Annotated in this window: 24 protein-coding genes and 1 tRNA gene; 10 read left to right on the top strand and 15 right to left on the bottom strand. The window is 58.5% G+C overall.

Features of this window, described 5'->3' with window-relative positions; translation table 11 throughout:
* Positions 1 to 7: 7 nt before the first annotated feature.
* From flgG to EDC28_RS16045, 8 genes are all read right to left on the bottom strand, one after another.
* The gene (flgG, locus tag EDC28_RS16010; RefSeq protein ID WP_050660570.1) at positions 8 to 796 is read right to left on the bottom strand and encodes a flagellar basal-body rod protein FlgG; all 789 of its coding nucleotides are present in this window, start codon (positions 794 to 796) and stop codon (positions 8 to 10) included.
* A gap of 10 nt (positions 797 to 806) precedes the next feature.
* Positions 807 to 1,553 (bottom strand): flagellar basal-body rod protein FlgF, encoded by a 747-nt coding sequence (gene flgF, locus EDC28_RS16015; RefSeq protein ID WP_123422287.1) that lies wholly within the window; start codon positions 1,551 to 1,553, stop codon positions 807 to 809.
* A gap of 108 nt (positions 1,554 to 1,661) precedes the next feature.
* Positions 1,662 to 2,969 carry a flagellar hook protein FlgE gene (gene flgE, locus EDC28_RS16020; RefSeq protein ID WP_123422288.1) on the bottom strand — a complete coding sequence of 436 codons (1,308 nt, stop codon included), beginning with the start codon at positions 2,967 to 2,969 and terminating at the stop codon, positions 1,662 to 1,664.
* A gap of 17 nt (positions 2,970 to 2,986) precedes the next feature.
* A complete protein-coding gene (locus EDC28_RS16025) occupies positions 2,987 to 3,688 on the bottom strand; it encodes a flagellar hook assembly protein FlgD (protein ID WP_050660573.1) in 702 nt (233 codons plus the stop codon).
* 12 nt (positions 3,689 to 3,700) lie between these two features.
* Complete coding sequence (gene flgC, locus EDC28_RS16030; protein ID WP_123422289.1) at positions 3,701 to 4,114, bottom strand: flagellar basal body rod protein FlgC; 414 nt, start codon at positions 4,112 to 4,114, stop codon at positions 3,701 to 3,703.
* 2 nt (positions 4,115 to 4,116) lie between these two features.
* Positions 4,117 to 4,518 (bottom strand): flagellar basal body rod protein FlgB, encoded by a 402-nt coding sequence (flgB, locus tag EDC28_RS16035; protein ID WP_050660575.1) that lies wholly within the window; start codon positions 4,516 to 4,518, stop codon positions 4,117 to 4,119.
* A gap of 54 nt (positions 4,519 to 4,572) precedes the next feature.
* Positions 4,573 to 5,409 carry a CheR family methyltransferase gene (locus tag EDC28_RS16040; RefSeq protein ID WP_050660576.1) on the bottom strand — a complete coding sequence of 279 codons (837 nt, stop codon included), beginning with the start codon at positions 5,407 to 5,409 and terminating at the stop codon, positions 4,573 to 4,575.
* A 1-nt stretch (position 5,410) separates the two neighbouring features.
* Positions 5,411 to 6,340, bottom strand: coding sequence for a chemotaxis protein CheV (locus EDC28_RS16045; RefSeq protein WP_050660577.1), 930 nt, complete (start codon positions 6,338 to 6,340; stop codon positions 5,411 to 5,413).
* An 83-nt stretch (positions 6,341 to 6,423) separates the two neighbouring features.
* On the opposite strand from EDC28_RS16045, the gene flgA reads away from it, so the two are divergent.
* The 3 genes from flgA to EDC28_RS16060 all read left to right on the top strand — a co-directional run bounded on the left by flgA (position 6,424) and on the right by EDC28_RS16060 (position 8,039).
* Positions 6,424 to 7,155, top strand: coding sequence for a flagellar basal body P-ring formation chaperone FlgA (flgA, locus tag EDC28_RS16050; protein WP_170164150.1), 732 nt, complete (start codon positions 6,424 to 6,426; stop codon positions 7,153 to 7,155).
* A 97-nt stretch (positions 7,156 to 7,252) separates the two neighbouring features.
* A complete protein-coding gene (gene flgM, locus EDC28_RS16055) occupies positions 7,253 to 7,585 on the top strand; it encodes a flagellar biosynthesis anti-sigma factor FlgM (protein WP_050660579.1) in 333 nt (110 codons plus the stop codon).
* 10 nt (positions 7,586 to 7,595) lie between these two features.
* Positions 7,596 to 8,039, top strand: a complete 444-nt coding sequence (locus tag EDC28_RS16060) for a flagella synthesis protein FlgN (RefSeq protein ID WP_123422291.1) — start codon at positions 7,596 to 7,598, stop codon at positions 8,037 to 8,039.
* 24 nt (positions 8,040 to 8,063) lie between these two features.
* Here EDC28_RS16060 and EDC28_RS16065 read toward each other — a convergent pair whose 3' ends face one another.
* Positions 8,064 to 8,522: an LPP20 family lipoprotein gene (locus tag EDC28_RS16065; RefSeq protein WP_123422292.1), complete on the bottom strand. Its 459-nt coding sequence runs from the start codon at positions 8,520 to 8,522 to the stop codon at positions 8,064 to 8,066.
* Positions 8,519 to 9,100 (bottom strand): FlgO family outer membrane protein, encoded by a 582-nt coding sequence (locus EDC28_RS16070; protein ID WP_123422293.1) that lies wholly within the window; start codon positions 9,098 to 9,100, stop codon positions 8,519 to 8,521. The genes EDC28_RS16065 and EDC28_RS16070 overlap by 4 nt, the downstream gene beginning before the upstream one ends.
* Positions 9,101 to 9,216: 116 nt before the next feature.
* Between EDC28_RS16070 and EDC28_RS16075 the strand changes: the two genes are divergently transcribed.
* The 4 genes from EDC28_RS16075 to luxS all read left to right on the top strand — a co-directional run bounded on the left by EDC28_RS16075 (position 9,217) and on the right by luxS (position 12,670).
* Entirely contained in the window at positions 9,217 to 10,284 is a 1,068-nt protein-coding gene (locus EDC28_RS16075; RefSeq protein ID WP_123422294.1) for a flagella assembly protein FlgT middle domain-containing protein, read from the top strand.
* 73 nt (positions 10,285 to 10,357) lie between these two features.
* Positions 10,358 to 10,433 (top strand) — tRNA-Arg (locus EDC28_RS16080).
* Positions 10,434 to 11,597: 1,164 nt separating this feature from the next.
* Positions 11,598 to 12,080, top strand: a complete 483-nt coding sequence (locus EDC28_RS16090) for an FKBP-type peptidyl-prolyl cis-trans isomerase (protein WP_050660583.1) — start codon at positions 11,598 to 11,600, stop codon at positions 12,078 to 12,080.
* A 77-nt stretch (positions 12,081 to 12,157) separates the two neighbouring features.
* The gene (gene luxS / locus EDC28_RS16095; protein ID WP_050660584.1) at positions 12,158 to 12,670 is read left to right on the top strand and encodes an S-ribosylhomocysteine lyase; all 513 of its coding nucleotides are present in this window, start codon (positions 12,158 to 12,160) and stop codon (positions 12,668 to 12,670) included.
* 42 nt (positions 12,671 to 12,712) lie between these two features.
* On the opposite strand, the gene EDC28_RS16100 is transcribed toward luxS, so the two are convergent.
* Together EDC28_RS16100 and EDC28_RS16105 are read right to left on the bottom strand one after the other, a co-directional pair.
* A complete protein-coding gene (locus EDC28_RS16100) occupies positions 12,713 to 15,094 on the bottom strand; it encodes a fatty acid cis/trans isomerase (protein WP_123422296.1) in 2,382 nt (793 codons plus the stop codon).
* A 109-nt stretch (positions 15,095 to 15,203) separates the two neighbouring features.
* Positions 15,204 to 15,863 (bottom strand): hypothetical protein, encoded by a 660-nt coding sequence (locus EDC28_RS16105; protein WP_050660586.1) that lies wholly within the window; start codon positions 15,861 to 15,863, stop codon positions 15,204 to 15,206.
* A 59-nt stretch (positions 15,864 to 15,922) separates the two neighbouring features.
* On the opposite strand from EDC28_RS16105, the gene EDC28_RS16110 reads away from it, so the two are divergent.
* Complete coding sequence (locus tag EDC28_RS16110) at positions 15,923 to 16,579, top strand: DUF2982 domain-containing protein (protein ID WP_123422297.1); 657 nt, start codon at positions 15,923 to 15,925, stop codon at positions 16,577 to 16,579.
* Here the strand turns inward: EDC28_RS16110 and EDC28_RS16115 are convergent.
* Both EDC28_RS16115 and EDC28_RS16120 read right to left on the bottom strand, forming a co-directional pair.
* Positions 16,567 to 17,433, bottom strand: a complete 867-nt coding sequence (locus EDC28_RS16115; protein ID WP_232338757.1) for an EamA family transporter — start codon at positions 17,431 to 17,433, stop codon at positions 16,567 to 16,569. The genes EDC28_RS16110 and EDC28_RS16115 overlap by 13 nt on opposite strands.
* Positions 17,406 to 17,909, bottom strand: coding sequence for a GNAT family N-acetyltransferase (locus EDC28_RS16120; protein WP_123422298.1), 504 nt, complete (start codon positions 17,907 to 17,909; stop codon positions 17,406 to 17,408). Before EDC28_RS16120 ends, EDC28_RS16115 begins: the two co-directional genes overlap by 28 nt.
* Before the next feature lie 94 nt (positions 17,910 to 18,003).
* On the opposite strand from EDC28_RS16120, the gene EDC28_RS16125 reads away from it, so the two are divergent.
* Positions 18,004 to 18,381: a DUF3634 family protein gene (locus EDC28_RS16125; RefSeq protein WP_123422299.1), complete on the top strand. Its 378-nt coding sequence runs from the start codon at positions 18,004 to 18,006 to the stop codon at positions 18,379 to 18,381.
* 64 nt (positions 18,382 to 18,445) lie between these two features.
* Here EDC28_RS16125 and EDC28_RS16130 read toward each other — a convergent pair whose 3' ends face one another.
* Positions 18,446 to 21,562 (bottom strand): ExeM/NucH family extracellular endonuclease, encoded by a 3,117-nt coding sequence (locus tag EDC28_RS16130; RefSeq protein WP_123422300.1) that lies wholly within the window; start codon positions 21,560 to 21,562, stop codon positions 18,446 to 18,448.
* A 253-nt stretch (positions 21,563 to 21,815) separates the two neighbouring features.
* On the opposite strand from EDC28_RS16130, the gene slyD reads away from it, so the two are divergent.
* A complete protein-coding gene (gene slyD, locus EDC28_RS16135) occupies positions 21,816 to 22,298 on the top strand; it encodes a peptidylprolyl isomerase (RefSeq protein WP_050660592.1) in 483 nt (160 codons plus the stop codon).
* The last annotated feature ends 48 nt before the right edge of the window (positions 22,299 to 22,346 follow it).

The following is a 22,346-nucleotide window of genomic DNA, read 5'->3' on the forward strand; positions in this document are numbered from 1 at the left end:
CGCCCCCTTACAACTGCTGGTTGATGTAACCCATCATTTCGTCCACCGATGAAATCACCTTGGAGTTCATCTCGTAGACGCGCTGGGTTTCGATAAGGTTGACCAGCTCCTCGGTCACGTTGACGTTGGAGGTTTCCAGCGCGCCCTGCTGAATGGTGCCAAGGCCGTCCAGGCCAGCAACGCCCTGCTGGGGCGCGCCGGAGGAACCGGTTTCCTGAAAGAGGTTTTGGCCGATAGGCTCAAGCCCCTGGGGGTTAACAAAGGTGGTGACGTTAAGCTGGCCCACCACTTGGTCTTGAGCCTGGCCAGGGATCTTCACCGACACCTGACCGTCGTTGCTGACTGAAATCGACTGGGCGTTCTGGGGAATGTTGATGGCCGGCTGCACCGCATAACCGGAGCCGGATGTCACCAGGTTACCGGCATCGTCCAAGGCAAACTGGCCGTTACGGGTGTAGGACATGGTGCCGTCGGGCATCAGGATCTCGAAAAAGCCCTTGCCCTCGATCATCATGTCCAGGCTGTTGTCGGTAGTCAGGCGGTTACCTTGGGTAAAGGTCTTTTGGGTAGCCGCCACTTTGACACCGGTACCCAGCATCAGGCCGGACGGCATCTCGGTGTTCTGAGAAGACTGGGCGCCGGGTTGATGCACATTCTGGTACAGCAAGTCTTCAAAAACGGCGCGGCCCTTTTTGAAACCGACGGTCGATGCGTTGGCCAAGTTGTTGGAAATAACCGAGATATCGGTTTGCTGGGCATCAAGGCCGGTTTTGGATATCCACAATGCGGGATTCATGGGTGACTCCTTAGCTCAAACGCATGAGGTTGGTCTGGGACGAGTCCATATCCTCAGCAGTCTTCATCATCTTCATTTGCACCTCGAACTGCCGTTGCAGCTCGATAAGGGCGGTCATCTCCTCTACGGGGTTGACGTTTGAGCCTTCCAGGGCGCCCTGAATGATGCGTACGTTGGCGTCGGCCGGCGCCGGGTTGCCATCTTTCTGGCGAAACAGGCCGTCTTCACCTTTGGTCAGATCTTTCACATCGGGATTGACCAGCTTGATGCGGCCCACCACTTCCATGGCATTGGCCGGTGCCCCTTGGGGCAGCACGCTAACGGTGCCGTCACCGCCAATCTCGAGCTTGCTGTAGGGCAGCGGGACAGTAATGGGGGCATTGCCGTCACCCAGCACCAAGCCGCCTTTGGCGTTTTCCAACAGGCCGGTGTCGGAGATGCGCAGGTTGCCGGCCCGGGTATAACCCTCGGTGCCGTCGGTGCCCTGCACCGCCAACCAGCCGTCACCTTCCACCGCCACGTCCAGAGGACGCCCGGTGGTCTGCAGAGGACCCGCGTCAAAACGTTGACCCGGTCTTTCGCTCATGGCGAAAACCCGGCTGGGCAGACCTTCACCAAAAGCCTGCATGGCGCGCGCCTGGGCAAAATCGGCCTTAAACCCCGTGGTTTTAGCGTTTGCCAGGTTGTTGGCACGGGCCGTCAGGGATTGCATATCCTGGTTGGCGCCGCTCATGGCCAGGTAAAGCAGATGGTCCATCTGTCAGTCCTCTGTCACCAAAGTGTCGATGCTTTAACCGAATGCAATTGCAGTGCCAAAAAAGAAAAACCCGCCAATTGGCGGGTTTTTAACGCGGTGCTTTTAGCCTTAGCGGATCTGCAGGATGTTCTGCTGCAGGGTGTTGGCCACGTCGATGGCCCGGCTGTTGGCCTGGAAGTTACGCTGGGCGCTGATGAGATCCACCAGCTCCTGAGTCAAATCCACGTTGGATGATTCCAAGGCGCCGGAGCGGATGTTACCGAAGGTACCGGTACCAGCTTCACCAGCCAGGGGATCGCCGGAGGCGGTGCTGGCCTTCCAATCGGTGTTACCTACTTGGCTAAGCCCCTGCTCGTTGGCAAAGCGCACCAGCGCTACCCGGCCCAGCGGCTCGGTGGTGCCGTTGGAGTAAGAGGCTTGCACCAGGCCGTCTGCGCCCACTTCTACCCCGGTCAGGCGACCAACGGTGAGGCCGTCTTGGGAGATGGAGTTAACGGTAAAGGCGTCAGCGTACTGGGTTTGATCCTTGTAATTGATGGTCAGGGTCTGGGTGGCATCGGCGCCGTTACTGAGCACCGCTCCCAAAGGATCGGTGGTGATGGTAGCCGGTACGGTAGGCGGTGTGCCCGGCTGACCAGTGGAGTCGAAGTTCATCACATAACCGTTGACGGTGGTACCGGAGGTAGCATCGGTGTAGCTCGGGCCGGTACTGCCGTTGATGTTGACCGGCTGGCCGTCAACAAAGGCAAAGGCGTTCCAGGTATTGGTGGAGCCGGTAGGCTTCACGTAATAGGTGGTCATGGTGTGAGACTGACCCAGAGAGTCGTACACCGTTACCGAGGTGGCATTGTTGTAAGTGTTGGAATCGCTAGGATCGAAGGCGGTCACATCATGGGTGTCGTCACCGGCCGGCAGGTTAAGGTCGATATCCACCTTGGATGAGGCCAGCGGCGTACCCACGGCGTCAGGCACCTGCAGGGATTTGGCGGTGGACAGCGCTGCCGAGGCGGAAGTGCCATCGGGGTTAACCGGGAACACCTTCAGGTAGTTGCCCTGGTTGTCTACCACGTAGTTATCTTTGTTGAGTTTGAAGTTACCGGCACGGGTATAGACCATGTCGTTTGAATTGACATCGCTGCTCATGGCAAAAAAACCATTGCCGTTCACCGCCAAGTCGAAGGTGTTGTTGGTGAACTGCATCGCGCCCTGATTGAACTGCTGGGCTACGGTAGAGGTCACCGCACCGTCACCCACCTTGGTACGGGGGTTGGAGAAAATGGAGCTGGCGTACACGTCCGCAAACTCGGCGCGGGATTCCTTAAAGCCATAGGTATTGGCGTTGGAGATGTTGTTACTGGTGACATCCAGGTCTTTCTGGGCCGCGTTCAGGCCACTGAGCGAGATGTTGAATGACATAACGTTATCCTCTCAAATCAGGTTTTGGCCACTTCCAGGACATCACTCAATTTGATGCCCCCGAGGCCCTTCAGGTTAAGTACTACGCCACCGGAGGACGCCGATCCTAAGGTGACAGATTCAACGTTGGCGTACGCCGCCACACTCAAGTCGGTACGGGTGTTGCCCACCAGCGCCTGCGCCTTAAGGGTGTAGTTACCGGCTGCTGCCGGGGTACCTGCATTATTGGTGCCATCCCACTCAATACGGCTGTTGCCCGCTGGCAAATCGCCCATGTTGATGGTTTTAATCAGCTGGCCGTTTTCGTCTTCGACACGTACCACCACGTCCTGCATCGGATCGCTGGAGGTGAGCATGCCGCTCATGGTGCCGCCCGATGGCAGGTAACCGGTGTCGGTAGGCACCAGCACCTTTTGGCCCACCAGCGTGGAGGCCTGCAGTGCCTGGCTGGAGGTCATTACCTCGTTAAGGCTGCCGACCTGATCAGACATGCTGTTGATGCCGTTTACCGTGGCAAAAGATGCCATCTGGGAGATCATCTGATCGTTGTCCACCGGCTTGAACGGGTCCTGATAGGCCAGCTGTTTGGTCAGCAGCGACAGGAAATCCGTTTGGTTAAGACTGCCGTTATTGTTAGTGGTGGAACTGGCTGTGTCGTCGGTATTCCAGCGGGAGTTAGCCAGCGGATCGACGTTGTTGTTGTTGATCACATTACTCATGAGTTACTCCCCTTACTGCCCGAGCTGCAGGGTGCGCATCAGCATCTGCTTGGCGGTGTCGGCCACCTGGACGTTGGTTTGGTAGCTACGGGACGCCGAGATCATGTTGGTCATTTCTTCCACCACGTTGACGTTGGGCTTATAGATAAAGCCGTCCTTGTCTGCCATGGGATGGTCAGGGTTGTATTCCTTGACCAGCGGTTTTTGTGACTCCACCACCCCAAGTACCTTGACCCCAACCCCTTGCTGATCGGCCTGGGCATCGTCCAAGGCCGCGGCAAAGACCGGCTGGCGCGACTTGTAGGTGGTGTTGACGGAACTGGATATCGAATCGGCGTTAGCCAGGTTCGATGCCGTGGTATTGAGGCGAACGGATTGGGCGCTCATGGCGCTGCCAGCGATATCGAAGATCCTATAAAGGCTCATCATTACTCCCCTTTAATCGCGGACATCAGTCCTTTGATCTTGCCGCCAAGGAATTGCACCGAAGTTTGGTACTCCAGCGCGTTTTGCATAAAGAGGCTGCGTTCCACCTGGGCATCAACGGTGTTGCCGTCGCCGGTGTCTGGCTGGTTGGGGTTGCGGTAACCCACTGCCGGGTCAAGGCCAAGACTTGCCGCCAGGTGTTTGTCGCTGGTGCGTTCCAATGACATGCCCTGCTGCTGGCCGGATACGGCATTGGCTAGGGCCGCCTTGAAGTCGATATCCCGGGCCTTGTAACCAGGGGTATCGGCATTGGCAAGGTTGCTCGACAGCAATTCTGCCCGCTCAGAGCGGACTTTTATCGCTGCCGGGTGAATACCAAATGCGTTATCGAAGCTGATTGCCATGAACTTGCCTCCGTTAAGTGCTTATAACGAAGGCAAGAAGCGTGCCAAGGAAGGTTAGATATTGTCTTTGCGGCGGTAAATAATACCGGGGTTGCAGCGCACCATCTCGAACTCGGTGGCAGCGGTAGGCATGGACTCAGATGCCCCCAGGAACAGGTAGCCCCCGGGATTCAAGGTCTTGGCGATACCGGAGAGGATCTTAAGTTTATTTTCCTGGGAGAAGTAAATCAGCACGTTACGGCAAAACACCAAGTCAAATTTACCCAGCAGGGCATAGCTCGACAGCAGGTTGAAATGCCGGAAAGTCACCAGCCTTTTGACGTTGGCTTTGACTTTCCAAGTACCGTCGCTGGTTTCGTCAAAATACAGGCGTTTGCGCTCATCACTCATGCCTCGGCCCAGAGCCAGACTGTCATATTCTCCCACCTGGCACTGGCTGAGCATGGCCTGGGAGATATCGGTGGCAAGAATTTGCACGCCTCCCGGCAAGGTGCCGGGCTTACGCACCTGATGCTCTAACGACTTGATAGCAATGGAATAAGGCTCTTGCCCTGAAGAACAGGCGGCAGACCAAATCTTGACGGTCTTGCCGCCCTTACCCAGCTCGGGGAAGAGTTTGTCGGTCAGCAGTTCAAAGGGGTAACCGTCGCGAAACCACAGGGTTTCGTTGGTGGTCATGGCATCAATTACCGCCGCTTGCAGTTCGCGGTCACGCCCTGACATAACGGTTTGGATGATTTCTCCAAGGCTGCCCTGCCGATAACGTCCCAGCAGGGGCGTCAACCGGCTTTTAACCAAATATTGTTTGTTATCTCCCAGCACGATACCGCACTGTGTCTCGAGATATCGGCGAAAGGTTCCGTAATCCTGCTCGCTTAGCGCTTTATCCACTCTAACCCGCCTCAATCATCAGGCTTTCTTTAACGGCATTGGCCAGCTCATCAGGATCGAACTTGGCAATAAATTTGTTGGCGCCCACTTTCTGGACCATGGCCTGGTTGAATACCCCAGACAGGGAAGTATGCAAAATTACCTGCAAATCCTTAAGCTTAGGATTAGCTCGGATCTCTGCTGTCAGTGTATAGCCGTCCATCTCCGGCATTTCCACATCGGAGATCAGCAAGCACACTTGCTCGGTGATGGATTTCTGGCACTGTTCTGCCATATCCCGCAAATAATCCAGGCCCTGACGGCCATCTTTAACCAGCTCAAGAGGAATGCCCAACGGCTCCAACGCCCTTTTGATTTGCGCCCTAGCCACCGAAGAGTCATCGGCGATCAGCAGTACCCGGTCTTTTTTCAGCGACTCGGTACCCTGGTAGGCATCGGCACTGGCCACAGCGTTTGTGGGGCTTATCTCATCAAGGATTTTTTCCACGTCCAACATCTCGACCATCTCGCCATCCACCTCGGTGACGGCGGTCAAGTAGCTGGCACGGCCGGCCCCTTTCGGCGGCGGCTGGATGTCTTCCCAGTTGCAGTTAACGATACGGTCCACCGAGTGCACCAAAAAGCCCTGCACCGAGCGGTTGTACTCGGTGATGATAATAAAGCAGTTGGTCACATCTTCAGTGGGCCGGCCGCCCATGGCCTGGCGAAGGTCGATAACGGAAAGCGTTTGGCCACGGATATGGGCCACGCCGCGAATGCTGGATTTGCGCTTGGGCAAGGCTGTCAAGGGTGGGCATTGCAGTACTTCACGCACTTTGAAGACGTTGATACCGAAACGCTGTTTTGCCCCCAGCCGGAACATCAGCAGTTCCAGGCGGTTTTGTCCCACCATCTGGGTTCGTTGGTTGACCGTATCGAGAATACCCGCCATACCTTACCTCTTGTCGTTGTTGTGCAGATGGGCACAGTCCTTGCCTGTCATCTTATCACAGCATCATGTGACTGATTATTGACGTGAAATTGACTAAACCCAAGAAACACGCCTTATCCCAAGCCCTTATCGGCTTATTGGGGGCTTTCTTTACCCTGGTCTCGGTATCGGCAGCCAGCGCCGACACTGCTCCCCGGCTAATGCCCCTGGATCAGCTAAAAAGCGTAGCGCAAGCGGCAGTAAAAGAGGCAGTAAAGGTGCCGGCCCATGGCCGCATCACCATAGAAGCCAGCGATCCCGACAGCCGCCTGCGCCTTCCTTACTGCCCCGACGTTCAAGCCAGCCTGCCCGGCAACCAAAGTATGGATGCCAACATCACCGTCAAACTATTTTGTGAAAATCCCCACTGGCAATTCTACCTGTCGGTCAACACCACCATAACGGTGCCCATGCTGGTGGCCAGCCGCGCCCTGCCGGCAGGCCTGGTGCTGGACGACAGCGACCTTGCCCAGGAATGGCAGTCGCAAAATCGCCTGCAGGGCCGCATTTTTACCGATAAAAGCGTCATTACCGGCGCCAAACTGAAACGCGGCGTGCAGGCCGGCGCCCCCATCACCGCCGATAACCTGTGTCTTGTGTGCCGGGGCGACAAAGTCACCCTGCGTGCCGGCGCCGGGGCGCTTAGCATTACGGCTATGGGCACCGCGCTGTCTGACGGCACTTTGGGCGATACCATCAGGGTCCGTAACCTGAGCTCTGGAAGGGTGGTTGAAGCCCGGGTTGACGCCCAGGGGCAAGTCAGCGTCAGTTATTAAAAATCGTGCTAAAGTGAACCGCCTTTTAGCCGATAAAGGTGCGATGACCCTGTTTTACAGGTAGGGTTGTCAATAAATTGACAGTTGCGAGGTACCCATGGCAATCAACAAGGTCAACCAGGGCCAGACGGCCGACATTCAATCTGCCCGGCTTAAGCAGGCAGAAGGGCAAACCAAGGCCCAGCAGGCACAGAGCCAGCAAACCACGGCGCCGCAAACCACAGCCAAACTGGCTCAGGACGCGGTATCCATTACTCCCCAGGCTGCAGGCCTGGACAAGATGCAAAAGAACATGAGCTCGGAAGCCCCCTTCGATAAGGACAAAGTGGACAGCCTGAAAAAAGCCATTGCGGCGGGCCAGTACAAAGTCGACCCTGACAAATTGGCAGACAAATTGCTTGATTTCGAGGACACCCTCTTCGGAAATTAAGGCAACCGCCATGACCCACGCAACTGGTCAAGCGCATCCCGAGGAGACTCTGGATGCGCTTTTGCTTTTTCAGGACAAACAGCTCAAGGCCATGATCGCCCTGTTGGCCGAAGAAAAATCCCTGCTGATGGGCCGGGACCACCACACTCTGGCTCGGGTATCGGACGATAAGGCAGAACTGGCCATGCGCCTGCAACATATCGACCAGCGCATTGCCAGCCACCCCGACCGCGACCAGCCCAACTGGCTGACTCCGCTGCGCGCCCTCAAAGGGCTGGCCCGCCAGTGCAGCGACGCCAACGCCGTTAACGGCCGCATTATCGAGTCGCTCCAGCAGCGCCAGACTGAGCAAAGCGAGCTATTGCTACGCGCCCTCGGCCGCTCCAACCGCACCTACAACAACAAGGGTGTGACCCATTCCCGCACCCGCCTGCTGGGCGATATCCAGGCCTAAAAAAGCCCGCCGAAGCGGGCTTTTTCAATAACCGCGGATAACCCTTGGTCTGGGCCCTTTGGGGCCAGTGGCGATGGTGGTGGCGAGTATCTCGCTGCCCTGCCCATCAAGGCGGGCAAGGCGGGCGGTGTCGAGCCGAAGCTCGGTGACATAACGCCCGTCAAGCTGGTAGCTTCGCAGCACCTCAGCGCCTTTCACCACCCCTTGCACCCGCACTTGGCTGTAATCTTCCACCAGCTTACCTTGCTTGAGATCGGCAAAGCTGGAGAGCTTGACGCCATAAAGCTGCTCGGCAAGCTCTTGGTAGGCTTGCAGCTTGGATGCCTGCATGGCCTGGCGCTCCCGCTCATGAGCGGTGCTGCCGGGCTGCTCGCTGATAATGGCGATACCCACGCCCTTGAGCACTACAGCGTCACGGCCGTGCACACTGGCGCAGGCGCTCAGTAGCAGGCTGAGCAGTAACAGGCTGGTGATACGCATCATTGCATCTCCTGAATAGGCGCGGCGCGGCGCTCAAGGTAGCCGTCACGGCTGGTCACGGCGCGCTGCAATTCGCTGTCGGCCCCCAGGGCCTTGGCCGGCAAAAAGCCTTCGGCGCTGGCCACCACCAGTTTGGACTTGATGCCGATAATTCGCACATTGACGTTTACCCCTTCAGGGGAGGTCTCATAAGTGCCGGCCAACACAAAATCCACCGGCAGTTTGGCCCGGAGTTTGTCGGCATCGCGGCTAAAGATAAAGTCGCCGCTCTGGGTGATGTTCACCGCACCTTGGCTTTTCAAATCCACCAGGGTGTAGCCCGCCTGGTGCAGGTGGCTGGTAAAACTCTCAGCCATGGCCTGGCCGAGCGCCGTGCCTTTGCTAAGGGCGTGACTGTCCACCAGGGTCGCCACCACCATGGGGGTTTTGTAATCCACATAACGGGCGTTTTGCACCAGCTTGTCGGTCAGCTGCCCGACAAAGGTATCAAGAGGCGCGTGGGCCACTTGCTCTGATGCCGGCGTTTTAGCTCCCGCCAGCACGCTGAAAAATACCAAGGCCAACAGGCCAGATCTCAACATGGCTGTATTCCTCAAGACCAGTGTTTGGCGTATCGGCAGGTAAGCCCTATTCTTTACCCTTCTTTTTGGAACGGCTTTTGCACAAACCTTGCCAGGTTCACCGGAATTTGACACCCATGAAGCTGCCGATACTGCTTTTCGCCTTGCTGACACTGCCCGCCGAGGCCGCCTGGTACCAGGTGACAGGCTATGCCAGCTTGAGTAGCGACGACCCCAAAGCCCAGGCGACAGACGACGCCCTGGCTCAAGCCCGCTTTTATGCCGGCGTGCGCCCAGGGGCCGAGGGCGACGATCCGGTACGGCAAATCCAGCAATACCGCGAGAAAGAACAAGACGGCCAGTTGGCCCTGACCTTACTGGTAGAGCTGGACGACAACGGCCAATACCAATGCCAGGGCACCCAGCCGGTTAGCCTGCACCGGCTCAGCTGGGCCAGCCCTGACCAGGCCATTACCGGTCTGATAGGCGATCCGGGGCAAGGCATTGCCGCCGAGATGGCAAGGTTGCTGCGCGAGCGCCACGGCGCCCTGATGCCGGTGCAAGGCATAGGCGCCACCTTGGACCAAAGCCAGGGCCGCAATACCGACGATCTGCAACAAGTTGCCGAGGAGCAAGGCGCCCGTTATCTGGTGGGGGGAAGGCTATTGCGCATCACCGACAAGCTGCAAAGCTCGCCCTGGTACCTGCCCTGGCAGGACGACCACCATCAGCTTTCCATGGCCGTAGACACCTGGCTTATCGACAGCTTCTCCGGCAAACGCCTGTTTGAACGCCGCTACATTGCCAGCGGCGTGCTGCCCACCGGCACCCTTCTTGACACCCAAGAGCCCAGTTTTTGGTTAAGTCCCTTTGGCCAGCACTTGCAGCGCCAGCTCCAGCAATGGGCGCTGGACGTGGAAAGCGCCCTGCCCTGCCAGACTAGCCAGTGGCCGGTTTTGGCGGTGAGCGACGAGGGGGTGCTGATTGATACCGGCAGCCAAGGCGGCATCCACAGTGATGACCACTTCACGGTGCTGCAAAAACGAACCCTGACCACCAGCCAGGGCGAACGGCGCCAGGTGCTGGTGCCATCCAGCCAAAAACTCAGCGTGGCCTGGCAGTCGGCCACCCAGACCCTACTGGCCAGTAAAGAAACTCCAAGCACGCTGCAGGCCGGTGATTTTGTTGTAAAAACCCCTGATTGAGCAGGATTTGGGCAGATAAAAGCCGGCGCCTTTTCATCGCCGGCTATCTGGGTATAATCGACTGGCCTTTTGGGTCCCCATAGCTCAACAGGATAGAGCACCCGCCTCCTAAGCGGGCGATCCAGGTTCGAGTCCTGGTGGGGACGCCATCAAACAATAAGCCTCGCTAACGCGGGGCTTTTTGTTTTCGCCCTCCCTCATACGGACTGCCAGGCCTACGCATGGCTGCGGCCGCTGCGGGGGGCCGAGCAGCGCTCGGCTTGTATCCCCTTCGCCCTGGTGGGGACGCTATCAAACATCAAGCCTCGCTAACGCGGGGCTTTTTGTTTTCGCCTTCCCTCATACGGACTGCCAGGCCTATGCATGGCTGCAGCCGTTTCGGGGGGCCGAGCAGCGCTCGGCCTGTACCCCCTTCGCCCTGGTGGGGACGCCATCAAACAATAAGCCTCGCTAACGCGGGGCTTTTTGTTTTCGCCCTCCCTCATACGGACTGCCAGGCCTACGCATGGCTGCGGCCGCTGCGGGGGGCCGAGCAGCGCTCGGCTTGTACCCCCTTCGCCCTGGTGGGGACGCCATCAAACATCAAGCCTCGCTAACGCGGGGCTTTTTGTTTTCGCCTTCCCTCATACGGACTGCCAGGCCTACGCATGGCTGCGGCCGCTTCGGGGGGGGCCGAGCAGCGCTCGGCTTGTACCCCCTTCGCCCTGGTGGGGACGCCATCAAACATCAAGCCTCGCTAACGCGGGGCTTTTTGTTTTCGCCCTCNNTGGGGGGGGCCGAGCAGCGCTCGGCTTGTACCCCCTTCGCCCTGGTGGGGACGCCATCAAACATCAAGCCTCGCTAACGCGGGGCTTTTTGTTTTCGCCCTCCCTCATACGGACTGCCAGGCCTACGCATGGCTGCGGCCGCTGCGGGGGGCCGAGCAGCGCTCGGCTTGTATCCCCTTCGCCCTGGTGGGGACGCCATCAAACATCAAGCCTCGCTAACGCGGGGCTTTTTGTTTTCGCCCTCTCTCATACGGACTGCCAGGCCTACGCATGGCTGCAGCCGCTTCGGGGGGCCGAGCAGCGCTCGGCTTGTACCCCCTGCGCCCTGGTGGGGACGCCATCAAACAATAAGCCTCGCTAACGCGGGGCTTTTTGTTTTCGCCCTCCCTCATACGGACTGCCAGGCCTACGCATGGCTGCAGCCGCTTCGGGGGGCCGAGCAGCGCTCGGCTTATAACCCCCTTCGCCTCTGCAAAACCCGCGCAAGGCTACCCCCTACTTTGTAGCTCGGCTATTATGGCGGCCTTTCAGGCGAAGGATATTTCCATGCAAATCACCGACGACAAGGTAGTGCAGTTCCACTACCAGCTTAAAGACGAGACCGGCAAAGAGCTGGAGAACAGCAACGGCCAGGAGCCGCTGGCTTACCTGCACGGCCATGACAATATGATCCCGGGCCTCGAAAAGGCCATGGAAGGTAAAGCCAAGGGCGATACCTTTACCGTGACCCTGGCCCCGGAAGATGCCTACGGCGAGCGCCGTGATGGCCTGACCCAGCGGGTACCCATCAAGCACCTGCAAGGCGCCAAAAAATGGGCCCCCGGCATGGTGGCGGTGGTCAACACCGACCAGGGCCAGCGCCAGGTGCTGGTAGTCAAGGCTGGCCGCTTTATGGCCGATGTGGATCTCAACCATCCCCTGGCCGGTAAAACCCTGACCTTTGATATTGAAATTCTCGATATCCGCGACGCCAGCGACGACGAAGTGGCCCACGGCCATGCCCACGGCGTGGGTGGCCACCAGCACTGATAGCGCCAGGGCCGTGTCGCAAGCCAAGCCGGTTCTGCTAACATGGCCCTCACAGCCCCTGACATAGGACCATCACCATGCCTCTTCTCGACAGCTTTACCGTCGACCATACCCGCATGAAAGCCCCGGCAGTGCGGGTGGCCAAAACCATGAAAACCCCCGGTGGCGATACCATCACCGTCTTTGATCTGCGCTTTTGCCTGCCCAACCAAGAGATCCTCTCCGAAAAGGGTATTCATACCCTGGAGCACCTCTTTGCCGGCTTTATGCGTGACCACCTCAACGGCGACAACGTGGAGATCATCGACATCTCCCCCATGGGTTGCCGTACTGGTTTTTACATGAGCCTGATTGGCAGCCCCAGCGAGCAACAAGTGGCTGACGCCTGGCTGGCAGCCATGGGTGATGTGGAGCAGGTTGAAGACCAATCCAAGATCCCCGAGCTCAACCTCTACCAGTGCGGCACTGCGGCCATGCACTCCCTGGCAGAAGCCCAGGCTATCGCTAAAAACGTGAAAAACCGTGGCGTGACCGTCAACCTTAATAACGACCTGGCCCTGGACGAAGACTTCCTCAAAAGCCACTCCTAAGGCGCCAAGGACAAAAAAGCCCGCTTGAAGCGGGCTTTTTTATTAGCGATTTTCCAGTCGGTTGTAGTCCAGCAGCCCCTTTTCGATGGGATGGCGCTCGATATTGAGGCGGTTTAGCTTGTCGCTGAACGCCCAAAAGCCAGGGTCGGTACGCCGCACCCCAAAGCCATCGAGCAGCGCCCGGTAGCTGGCCTGGTCGTCTACCGCTTCGGCCAGGGCCACCAGGGCCGGCAAATCAGCTTCTTTTACATGCCAAAACGCGCCGGGATAACTGCCCAGAATGCCGTGCACCAGGGTGACATCGTCGTTGATGTAATCACGGTTTTCCTTTTCATCAAACAGGCTCGATATGTTGGTGTGGGCGCTGTTGCGCACCAAGGTAAAGAGCTCGCTGTCGCTGCCGTCTTCCGGCTCAACCATGATGAAGGTCAGCTCAGGGAAGATGTGTACATAGGGACCTTTGAGGCCATCGAGTTGACGCAGCAGCGCTTTGGAGCTGTCTTTGAGCTTGGCCGAAACGATGCGGTAGCGGGGCGATTGCACCGGCGCTTCACGCTTTTCGAGCATGGCATACAGCTCCTCTTTAGGGCGATCGGTAATATAAGTGATACCGCTCGGCTGATTAAAAGGGTTGATGTCTCCTTCTAAAAAGCGGGTCAAGTCTTCACCGGCGCCTCGGTACCACGCTTTAAATGCGCGGTGACGGCTCACCGGAGGCAATAGCGCCAAGAAGTTGGACTCGCCTTCCATCCGCAAAAAATCCATGTAAAGGCGGGTCAGCAGTTGGTGCCCGTAGTTGCCATAGACATCAAAACCCGCCACCAGCAAGTAATGGATACGCTCTAAAAGCGCGTAATCAATCACCCAGGTGGTCTTGGGCGGCCGGCCCACCAGGCCTTTGACCACAGTGGCACTGTCAAAGTGGCGCAGGATGGTCAAGGTGGCGTTGGGATTGGTACCGCCGCCGTCCCAAATGCTTTGCAGATTCAGGTGGCGGCCATCCTTGAAGGCATGGTTCATAAAATCGATGCGGGCCCGCACGTAATCCCCTTGGCGCTTGGCATAACCTAGCCAATTGGAGGCGATAGTGGTGCTTTGCTTTTCGGCCGGCATCCGCAGATTGGCCAGTTGGCTGTGATAAAAAGCACTGACATCCGGGGCGTCAGCCATGGACGGGTCCACAAACAGCACCCAGAAGCGGTCGTTAATCACGTCCAGCGCCACCTGGCCGCGGCACACCGGGCCCTTGATAAAGCCCATGATGGTGTTTTCAACGTTATCGAGCATAAAGCGATAACGGGCGCCCACCGGCAGCTGCTCAAAGGCATTAAGAGGGTTGGCCGCCACTTCCGGCTCATAGCCCGGCCAGCGGCTGACCTGGTAATCAGGCTGATAAAAAAGCGCTTGCCAGCGGGCCATCACCTTGGGGCTAAGGGCATAAGGCATATGGGTTTTATCAACGATGGTGGAACGTACCGGCACCAGCCGGTAATAGACGGCTTTGACGCCGGGGTCATCAAAGGGGCGGCGGGTGGCGATGATATCCACCGGCTGGCCCGGTGGGGTAGTGGAGCGCACCAGGTCAAAAAAGCGCGGCGCCTGGCCGGCATGGCTTTGCTCGGTAAAGTACAGGTGCGAAACAAACAGATGCTCGTAGATATAGCGGTTCACCAGCCGCTCTTTGAGGCTGGTGCCATTTAAAAAGCGCTCCCAGCGGGCCACCCTTTCTTCGGTGTCTTCGTTAAGGGTAGGCAGCGGCGCCATCTCGGCCCCGTCTTTAACCCAGGTCATCAGGGTCTGGTGCTCGGCTGGGGTCAGGCCCGGCATGGCATAAGGCATGCCCCACTGCGGCTTGTTCTGCTCAAAGTCGGGCATTTCCTCGATGGTGGGGCACACCTGGGCCCTATCCAGGCTCAAGTCAAAGCTGTCATCGAGGATCTTTTGGTCAGGCAGCGGATGGCTCTGCTTTAGCAGCAGCATCCGGGCCAGCACGCTGGCCTGGGTGTTGGCAAGGGAAGTTTGGTCCCGTTCGTTCAGCACCGGGTAAAAGCCCTTCTGGCGCCACTGCTGGGTGTCTTTGGCATCAATAAAGAGCCGGCTGACGTTGGCGGCGATAAGGCGGGTGCCCTGGTAGACCTTCTCTTTACTGGCGCCCCGGTCAATGCCTTCTGGAGAAGAGAGCTTGAGCTGGCAGGGGGCGTCATAGCAGGCGTGGCACACCACGCAGCGCTCTTCCAAAATGGGCTTGACTTCGGTCAGGTAAAAATCGGCTTCTTGTGAGATTGGCGGTGCCACCCGCTGGCGCACTTCGGGTTTACCGTAGCGGTCGTTGAGGGTGAGCTTGGCCACCACCGCACAGCCGGAGACAAACGCCAGCAGCGCACACAGTAGCAGCCAGCGTTTGGTAAGCAGCGTCTTTAACATCTCTATCCTTGGCTTAACCTGTTTTTGGCCATTATAAAGAACTGCGCCGCCTAAAAGGCGGCGCAGAGCATAAAGACAGTGTTACAAAAATGATGGCCTGAGGCTCGCCTTAGAACACCACCCGGTAGTAAATACCGAAGTGGTCACCGTCGCCGGAAAGGCCGGTGCCAAGGTCAACACCGTTCACCTTGTCCACGTCGTAGTCTATCCACTCGTAGCGCAGGCTCACCCAGTTGTGGTGGGTGATTTGGTAGTCATACTGGATGATGGCGCCGACCGCGTCGTCAAAATCCACTCGCACATGGGTGTTTTCTTCGCTGGTGGTGCCGTCGCCGTTGTCCACGGTCTCGGTCACGTCCAATTTACCCCGCACCCCCAGGTGCCAGGCGGCGCCCACCGAGAATTTATGGCGCCCGTAGCGGTAATACGGCAGCAGCTCGACGGTATAGCGCTCAAAGTCCACTTTGCCATTGGTGCCGTCGGCGAAGTTGAAGTGGTAACCGAGGTTAAGGGCGGTACCGAAGTTCTCCCCTTCCCACAGGGCACCTACCCCGATGTGAAAGCGGTTACCCATGCGAAAATGTTCGCGGGTATCGTCGGTGTAATTGATGGTGATGAAGTTGTCACCGCCCTGGGTGTAACCACCGAACAGGGTAAAGGCCAACCCGTCGCTTTGGCCGAGGGTTGGGTCGGAATTGTCGATATAGGGGTTGTCCTGGGCAAAAGCTGGCAGGCTCAAAACGGCCGCCAACAGCAAGCAAGGTTTCATTGATCCCTCCATGGGAAGTCTGCGTTATGATGAACAGACTCTAGCTCAGTTAAGCCTTTATGCACGCTCGGGAATTGTCCAGCCACCGCTATCGCAACGGCCTTACCCTCACCCTGCTGGGATTACTGCTTCTTATCCTTGGCCCGACACTGCTCGCCTTCGGCTGGTTTGGTCCTGGCATGGTATTACTGCTGGCCATGCCGGTATTGCTGATCTTGGGGATAGGAAAACTCACCGAGCCCAAAGTCAGCCTGTCACTGAACCACAACAGCCTTAGCCTGCACCACCGACGTGGCGGCTGGAGTCTGCGCTGGCAGGATATACAAAGAATTGACCAATTGGCTATAGGCAGCGGCTTTGAGCGCATGGAGCTGCCCTATATTGGCTTTCGCCTCAAAACCCCCGAGATACTGCTCGACACCATCAATACCCGCCTGGCGGTGGGGCTGCTGACCGAGCAGCGCAACGTGCTTATCCTGGCGCTGCGCACCCAAAGCCCTAACCCACAAGCAGAAGATCTCTTTGAAGCCAGCTATTACCGCAGCCCCACCGGCAAAGAATACCGGGGCGTGCTGGGCATGCTCGGCCAGCGCATGAAGCGGTTTCGCGAACTCACCGGCTTTGACCTCATCATTGCCGAGGAGCTGGCCGGGGAAGAAGGGATGTGGCTGTTGAAAAAGTACTGGGCCAAGGCCCAGTACCCTCAAGAAGACTGACTCCGGCGGCAAAGCCACAGCGCCGCCACCATGCAGGCGCTGCCAAGGGCAAGCCTTGGCCAGTCGGCCTGGCCATTCCAGATAAAGACGTTCACCAAAATACCGGCCGGGATCAGCATGTTGTTCATCACCGCCAGTTGCTGGGCACTGACCCGGGTTGAACCATAACTCCAGCCCAGATACCCAAGCCCCGACGCCACCACGCCCAGCCACAGCAATACGCCCTGCTGCAGGTGCGTTGCCGGCCATTTTTGCCAATCGGCCAGTGCCAGCATCGCCGCCAGGGTCACCACCAGGGCGCCAAGGAAAAACCAGGCAAAACGGGCGCGGTGAGTGAGCGCCGAGCGCTGGCTTTGGTGGCGATACCAGACCTGGCCAAAGGCAAAGCAGGCGTTGGCGGCCTGAATAAGGGCAAAGCCGTGCCAGTACTGCTCGCTCAAATCGGTCCAGCGAATAACCGCCGCACCGGCCACCGCCAGCAAAGCCGGCGCCCAGAACTGGCGAGGCCAGCGCCTGGCAAAAAGGTCGGCAAAAAGGCTCACATAAAGCGGCGTGAAAATGGTGAACAGCAGCAGCTCGGCAACGCTCAGGTACTGATAGCTCTTATATAAAAAGAGATACATGATGCCGATTTCCACCGCGCCGGTGGCCATCAGCGTCAGCGCCTGGCGCCAAGGCAACGGCCGCCAGAACGGCAGAAAGATAAGGAGCGCCAGCGCCATTCTCGAGGCCACCGCGATGTAGGCATCCACTTGCCCGGCGAGATACACGCCAATGAGCGAAAACGAAAAGGCCCACAGTACCGTGATAAGCCACAGCAATCCCATCAGCCGCGCACCGAGGCGTAGAGCCACACCGGCATGCCAAAATATTCGGCCTGCTCGCCACGGCGCATGCCGATTTTCTCGGCGACCCGAATAGAGCCGATGTTGTCGGGGTGGATAAGGGCCAGGATATGGTCAAGGCCCAGCTCGTTGTGGCCGTGGGCCAGCACCACCTTGGCCGCTTCGCTGATAAGCCCCTGGCCCCAGTAAGCGGGCAGGATGCGATAGCCAATCTCCGGCAGCGAAAACTCCGGCAAGTATTTGATGCCGCAAAAGCCAATCACCTCGCCACTGGCCTTGTGCTCTACTGCCAGGCGGCCGTAACCGTATTTTTCATAGTCCGCCAGGGGCGCGGCGCGCATGGCCTGCTCGGCCTCGGCAAGATTGGTAATGGCCTTGTCGCCACCGGTAAAGCGCAGAATGTGCGGGTCGGTGTTCATGGCCAAAAAGGCGGGCACATCGTCCAGGGTGAAGCGGCGCAGAATAAGTCGTTCGGTCTCTAACATGGTGATGACTTGGGTATTTTAAAAAAACGCAGCATACCAAAGCCGCGCCCTGAGCTATAAAAAGAAAAGCGACAAAAAATTGACGAGTCTGCCCATGGATCTATCCCGATTTTCCATCAATAGCGAAGCGCTGATTGTCTTTTCCCTACTGATGCTGGTGGGGTATCTGCTGGTCAAACAGCTGTTTTGCGTGTTCAGCCTGCAGTTTAAAAAAGGCAAGGTGAGAGTCACCAAGGGCAGCGTGCCCCCCGACTTCCTGGCGGCCTGCCAGCGTATTGCCAATAAAACCAATATCAAAGGCTCGGTGTTTGCCTATAAAACCCGCCTGGGGTTGCAACTGTCGTTCTCGGCCAACTTCCCGCCGCTCATAAAAGACAAGGTGCTGTCGGCCTTTCCCCACGAACGATTAGATCGCAGCTTTTTCCGCCGTCACCCCAAAAAGGGCGAGCTGCCCGATAAAGACCAGCCCTGAACGCTCATCGGTGGGACAATAAAAAAGGAGGCTTTCGCCTCCTTTTTTGTTTTGCCTTTTGGGCTTATTTGCAGAGATCGCCGCTGATGGCAGAAGCCTTGCCAGCGCCTTTGCCGATAAAGCCAAACTCCACGCTCTGGCCCGGCTCGATGCTGTGGTTCCAGCTCAAGTCGCTGCCGGTGTAGGGACCGTCGCCTTTGACGTCGGCACTCCAGCTGTGGCTGATGGTGCTGCCGTCAAGGAAGGACCAAGCCACTTGCCAGCCGAAGATCGGCGCCGCTGACGTGTTGGTAATGCGCACCTTGCCCTGGAAGCCGCCCGGCCAGCTGTTATCCAGTTGGTATTCGCACTGGGCGCTCGGCAGGGGCTGGGTGTCGTCGCCATCGTCTTGGTCGTCCGCGGCTTGGCAGATATCACCGGTTACGGCGGTAGCATGGCCATCGCCTTGGGCGGTAAAGCCCACTTCCACGGTTTGGTTAGGCGCGATGGTGCTGTTCCAGCTCAGGTTTTTGGCGTTGTAGGGGCCTTCGCCTGTGAGCGCGGCGCCCCAGGCACCACCCACATGGCTGCCGTCGGTGTAACCCCAGTTCACGTCCCAGCCCTTGATGGGCTTATCGGAGGTGTTGGTGATACGGATAGCGCCCTGGAAGCCGCCGGTCCAGCGGTTAACAACTTTGTGCTCGCAAAGGGCCGGGCCGCTGTGCTCTTGGGCGCCCCAGTCAAGCTCAACCACCACCGGATCGTGGTCGGAAGAACTGAACGGCCCTTCGGATTTCACCAGGCTACCGGTGTACTGGGTTTCGTAGGTAAAGAGGTTGCTCTCGGCGGAGTTGATGTTCCAATCGGCAACCGCCACCACTTTTTGGGCCAAGTCCTTGGTAGCCAGGGCCTGGTCGAGGCGGCCAATGGCGCCGTCGTACTGGTAGGAATAGGCCTTGGGCTCGGTGAGGTTCACCAGGCCATAGCCTTGGGTAATGACACGGGCCGGGCCTTCCAGCAGGGGCGCTTCGGTGGTGTCGCCCAGGTAGGTGTCGTGGGCGGTTTTCAGCTCACGGTCAAGGGCCGGGATCTCGGTCAGCACCAGTAACGGATCTTCACTGCCGTAGGCGTTGAAGTCACCCAACAGCAGAGTCGGGGTCTTGGTGGCGAGGATATGGTCAGCCAGGCGCGACACTTCGGTATTGCGAAGCTCGTTGCAGCTGCCCTGCCCGTCTACCACTTTACCTTCTTCATCCTCGGCGCAGCTTGAGCCTTTGGAGCGCAGGTGGTTGATGGCGACGCGGAAGGCCTTGCCCACCGCCTTGCCTTTGGCATTTACCCGCTTGAAGGTTTGCAGCAGGCTGGGGCGGCCACCGTGGTGGATGTCTTCAACCCCGTCGGTGACGGTGATCTGGTTGGGCATCTCCAGGATATCCAGAGCCCCTTGCGCCGCTACCTTGGCCGGGCGGTACAAAATGGCCGAGGTGATAGCGTCAGAGCCGATGCTGCCGCCCGCGTCGGGGCTGACAAAAGCGTATTGCTTGTCGCTTGGCAGCTCGGCGTTAAGGGCATCAACCAGGTTACGGATGGCCGAGTTTTCGCCAAAGCCGTTGTTTTCCACCTCGATAAGGCCCAGCACATCGGCGTCGATGGCGGTCAGGGCGCTCACGATCTTGGTGCGCTGCAGGGCAAAGGCATCGGCGGTTTCGGCGCCGCGGTTCACCCCCAGCGGGTTGGCATCGCCGCCCACCGCTTCGTTGAAGAAGTTGAGCACGTTAAAGCTCGCCACCCGCAGCGAACCGGTTTCGGCCACCACAGGGGCCGCAGTACGGTCTTGCAGGTGCACAAAGTCGGCGGCGCTGAGGCTGGCATCAGTGCCGGCTACCAGGCGGTAGTTGCTGTAGGAATAGGCCACAACCCCGGTCAGGTTCTCAACCCGGTCACCCACGCGGATATAGCCCTGCTCGGCGTCCAGCCCTGGGAAGTAAGGCACCACGCCATCGGCCGGCTTGCTGTCGGTGTCGATATAAAGGGTGCGCTCGGCGTTGCTCTTGGCCAGGGCCACAGCGTCGTCGCTCAGCGCCGGATAGAGCTGAGTCGGGGTATAGAGCGGGCCGCCGTAGGCCAGCACCATGTTGTTGCGAGAAGAATCGTAGTCGTAGCTGAAGGGGCGGGTGACCTGCATGTCGCTGCTTGCCGTCAGACGCACCTTCATGCCTTCTACCCGCTCCAGGGAGCCGGGGATGTCTTTAGGGTCAATCACCAAATCAACGGGCTCAACCTGGGCCAAATCCAGCGGGCTCTGGGCCATGTGGTCCATAACGATTTCGGTAAAGCCGTAGTACTCCTGCACCAGGCCTTCCACGCAAACGGCCTGGCCCGGCTGAATGCTACTGTCAGGCGCCGAGCCGGTGTAAACGAAGATACCGTCAGAGGTGGCCGGGTCGCCGTCACCGGCGCCGTCTTGCAGGAAGAAACCTTTAAGCAGGCCGCGCATCACCTGGGTTACCCGGCCTTGGGTGACCACTTTGTCGGTGCTGTAGTAGCTGCCGTCAGGCACCAGCGGCGAGCTAAAGCCACTGCCCTGGATGCTGGGAATGGTTTGGTAATCGCTGGGGCAAACCCAGGCATCGGGAGGCGTGCCGTCGTCGTCGCCGTCGCCGGTGCAATCGCTCAGGCCGCTGCAACCGAGGCCCGCAAAGCTGTCTTTGGCAAAGGCTTGCCACTGGTCAAAGTCAAAGGTGGTGCTGGGGCTGCTGCCGGGAATGCGGCGCAGGGTCATGTCCTTGGTGGACTTGCCGTCCTGGGTGTATTCAGAACCCGGGTCGACACCGATGATGCCGATAAGGTCCAGCACCTGGCCGTCACGCTCCAGGGCCACGGCGTCGTCGCCGTTGAAGTTGACCGAGCCGGAGCGGATGTCAGCCTGGATGCTGTCATCGGCGCTGGTATGGGCCAGCACCAGGCTGGCACCGGCGGCCAGGGTGCCGGACAGCGCGATGTGAGTAGTGGTGGTGCTGGCGCCGTTGAAGTAAACCGCCACGTCGGTGCCGTCGAGGTTCTCGACGCTGTCACCGGTGTTGGTGATCTCCAGGGCTTTGTTATAGCTGCTGCCTTCCACGTATTCGGTGATCAGCAGATCAGCCATGGCGCCATGGCTGCAAAGCGCCATGGCCACCACGAGTGAAGATTTCTTAAGCATGTTTGTTGTCCTGTTTATTGTGTTGTTCCGTGCGCAGCCATTATCACAATGAAACCTTTTATTAACAGAGCACCCCCTCAATAAGGTGCTGATAGCAAGCTTGTTTTGCTAAAAAGATCGCTTTTTGAAAAGGCTGACACGGCTTTTTAACAGTTAACTATGACAACAGCGCGACAGCCCTGTGGTTTGTGACCGGCCCCCGGCCTGTGCTAGGCTCAGCGGCTTACTTCGCACCAAACCAATAGGGGTCATCATGACCATCAGCAAAGACAAGGTAGTGACCATCCACTACACCCTTAAAGACGACGCCGGCACCGTTCTGGATACCTCCTCCGGCGGCGAGCCGCTGGTATACCTGCATGGTCACGGCAACCTGATCCCCGGCCTTGAAAGCCAGCTCGACGGCCAAGCCCCTGGCGCCAAACTGGAAGTGACCGTTGCCCCTGAAGACGGTTACGGCCCTTACCACCAGGAGCTGGTGCAGGAAGTGCCTCGCAGCGCCTTCCAAGGTGTTGACGATATCGAAGCCGGCATGCGCTTTACCGCCCAGACCGACGCCGGCCCGCGTACCGTGGTGGTGCGTGACGTCACCGACGAAACCGTCACCGTCGATGGCAACCATCCCCTGGCCGGTCAGTTCCTGCACTTTGCGGTAGAAATCGTCGAGCTGCGTGACGCTGAAGAAGAAGAACTGGCCCACGGCCACGTTCACGGCGCCGGTGGCCACCACCACTGAGCCGAAAAAGCCCGCGCCAGCGGGCTTTTTAATGCCTCCTCTCAGGGC

Origin of the sequence: Gallaecimonas pentaromativorans (assembly GCF_003751625.1) — a bacterium.
GTDB classification, from domain to species: domain Bacteria; phylum Pseudomonadota; class Gammaproteobacteria; order Enterobacterales; family Gallaecimonadaceae; genus Gallaecimonas; species Gallaecimonas pentaromativorans.

Bases quoted from the DNA above. Each gene is read 5' to 3' on its own strand.
- EDC28_RS16120 (WP_123422298.1), bottom strand. From the start codon at position 17,909: ATGTTAGAGACCGAACGACTTATTCTGCGCCGCTTCACCCTGGACGAT.
- EDC28_RS16105 (WP_050660586.1), bottom strand. From the start codon at position 15,863: ATGAAACCTTGCTTGCTGTTGGCGGCCGTTTTGAGCCTGCCAGCTTTT.
- flgB (WP_050660575.1), bottom strand. From the start codon at position 4,518: ATGGCAATCAGCTTCGATAACGCATTTGGTATTCACCCGGCAGCGATA.
- flgF (WP_123422287.1), bottom strand. From the start codon at position 1,553: ATGGACCATCTGCTTTACCTGGCCATGAGCGGCGCCAACCAGGATATG.
- EDC28_RS16130 (WP_123422300.1), bottom strand. From the start codon at position 21,562: ATGCTTAAGAAATCTTCACTCGTGGTGGCCATGGCGCTTTGCAGCCAT.
- flgE (WP_123422288.1), bottom strand. From the start codon at position 2,969: ATGTCATTCAACATCTCGCTCAGTGGCCTGAACGCGGCCCAGAAAGAC.
- EDC28_RS16090 (WP_050660583.1), top strand. From the start codon at position 11,598: ATGCAAATCACCGACGACAAGGTAGTGCAGTTCCACTACCAGCTTAAA.
- EDC28_RS16070 (WP_123422293.1), bottom strand. From the start codon at position 9,100: ATGTTGAGATCTGGCCTGTTGGCCTTGGTATTTTTCAGCGTGCTGGCG.
- EDC28_RS16065 (WP_123422292.1), bottom strand. From the start codon at position 8,522: ATGATGCGTATCACCAGCCTGTTACTGCTCAGCCTGCTACTGAGCGCC.
- EDC28_RS16100 (WP_123422296.1), bottom strand. From the start codon at position 15,094: ATGTTAAAGACGCTGCTTACCAAACGCTGGCTGCTACTGTGTGCGCTG.
- flgC (WP_123422289.1), bottom strand. From the start codon at position 4,114: ATGAGCCTTTATAGGATCTTCGATATCGCTGGCAGCGCCATGAGCGCC.
- slyD (WP_050660592.1), top strand. From the start codon at position 21,816: ATGACCATCAGCAAAGACAAGGTAGTGACCATCCACTACACCCTTAAA.
- EDC28_RS16125 (WP_123422299.1), top strand. From the start codon at position 18,004: ATGGATCTATCCCGATTTTCCATCAATAGCGAAGCGCTGATTGTCTTT.
- flgG (WP_050660570.1), bottom strand. From the start codon at position 796: ATGAATCCCGCATTGTGGATATCCAAAACCGGCCTTGATGCCCAGCAA.
- EDC28_RS16025 (WP_050660573.1), bottom strand. From the start codon at position 3,688: ATGAGTAATGTGATCAACAACAACAACGTCGATCCGCTGGCTAACTCC.
- EDC28_RS16060 (WP_123422291.1), top strand. From the start codon at position 7,596: ATGACCCACGCAACTGGTCAAGCGCATCCCGAGGAGACTCTGGATGCG.
- EDC28_RS16045 (WP_050660577.1), bottom strand. From the start codon at position 6,340: ATGGCGGGTATTCTCGATACGGTCAACCAACGAACCCAGATGGTGGGA.
- luxS (WP_050660584.1), top strand. From the start codon at position 12,158: ATGCCTCTTCTCGACAGCTTTACCGTCGACCATACCCGCATGAAAGCC.
- EDC28_RS16075 (WP_123422294.1), top strand. From the start codon at position 9,217: ATGAAGCTGCCGATACTGCTTTTCGCCTTGCTGACACTGCCCGCCGAG.
- flgM (WP_050660579.1), top strand. From the start codon at position 7,253: ATGGCAATCAACAAGGTCAACCAGGGCCAGACGGCCGACATTCAATCT.
- EDC28_RS16110 (WP_123422297.1), top strand. From the start codon at position 15,923: ATGCACGCTCGGGAATTGTCCAGCCACCGCTATCGCAACGGCCTTACC.